This is a genomic window from Massilia sp. YIM B02443, assembly GCF_030411955.1.
Classification (GTDB): domain Bacteria; phylum Pseudomonadota; class Gammaproteobacteria; order Burkholderiales; family Burkholderiaceae_D; genus Telluria.
In genome coordinates this window covers 1-783 of record NZ_JASNRA010000068.1, presented here as the reverse complement: position 1 = coordinate 783, position 783 = coordinate 1, and the positions used below count along the sequence as shown (strand labels likewise).

Genomic DNA, 783 nt, shown 5'->3' with positions numbered 1-783 from the left:
GGCCTGTACGCAAATAATTGCGCGCCGCTGCGCGATGCGATGCAAAGACCGGCGGTCGGTCCAGTGCCAACTTAAAAATGTAAGATATTGAGGAGATATCATGGGTTCAGGGCATTCACATTCGCACGCCATTTCACCTACACAGAACGCTCGTCCTCTGTGGATAGCACTAGGGCTGACATCGTCGTTTCTGGTCGCTGAGCTCATTGCCGGGATCATGACGAATAGCCTCGCCTTGATTTCCGATGCGGCGCATATGTTCACAGATGCCGCCGCACTCGCGATATCGCTGGCCGCAATTCACATCGGGCGACGTCAGGCCGACGCAAAGCGTAGCTTTGGGTACTATCGTTTCGAGATCCTGGCAGCAGCCCTCAACGCGATTCTGTTGTTCATGGTGGCCATTTACATCCTTGTTGAAGCCTGGAAGCGGCTGCAGGATCCGCCCGAGATAGCCTCTGGCGCCATGCTCATCGTGGCGGTGCTCGGCCTGGTGATCAACTTGATCAGTATGCGGCTCCTTTCTGCCGGTAAGGATGCTAGCCTGAACGTGAAAGGCGCTTATCTGGAAGTATGGAGCGACATGCTCGGATCGATTGGCGTGATCGTCGGTGCGCTTGTGATTCGCTGGACCGGCGCCACCTGGGTCGATTCGCTGATCGCTGTGGCCATTGGACTGTGGGTGTTGCCGCGCACTTGGATTCTGCTCAAAGCAAGTTTGAACGTCTTGCTCGAAGGTGTACCTGAAGGCATCGATTTAGCTGATGTGAAAACCAAGATTCT

1 protein-coding gene is annotated in these 783 nt (G+C 55.0%); it reads left to right on the top strand.

Going from position 1 to position 783, the window contains the following annotated elements:
• Positions 1 to 100: 100 nt before the first annotated feature.
• On the top strand, positions 101 to 783 hold a 683-nt coding region (locus QPK27_RS25195; protein ID WP_290420886.1), incomplete at its 3' end, for a cation diffusion facilitator family transporter.